This window comes from Gemmiger formicilis (assembly GCF_024462815.1).
In the GTDB taxonomy this organism is placed as follows: Bacteria; Bacillota; Clostridia; order Oscillospirales; family Ruminococcaceae; genus Gemmiger.
Genome location: NZ_JANGCG010000070.1, coordinates 1 through 271, shown reverse-complemented (window position 1 = coordinate 271; position 271 = coordinate 1). Strand labels below are relative to the sequence as shown.

General features: G+C 37.3%; 1 protein-coding gene. It reads left to right on the top strand.

What is annotated here, in order from left to right; translation table 11 throughout:
* Nucleotides 1-271: hypothetical protein (locus NE623_RS14535; RefSeq protein WP_256276164.1), on the top strand; the 271-nt coding region annotated here is incomplete at both ends.

The window sequence follows — 271 nt, the reverse complement described above, 5'->3', positions numbered from 1 at the left end:
AATTAGGAGTGAAAGGTTCTTATTATGACGAAAGGCTGAATCCGAACAAATACATTTATTCCGGGAATCTTCATGAAATATACGGTAACATTCTACCGTTACCGGCTTTGGACATTGTCAATGAAAAACAAAATTATAGGGATTTCAGTACAGGTTTTATGATCTATGTTCCCTGGGAACGTCATTACCGTGAATTTATGCATAATTTCATCGGATTTTCCGTCAATCATTTCACCCGCCCCAAAGACAATTTTATCGAAGAAAATGCCCG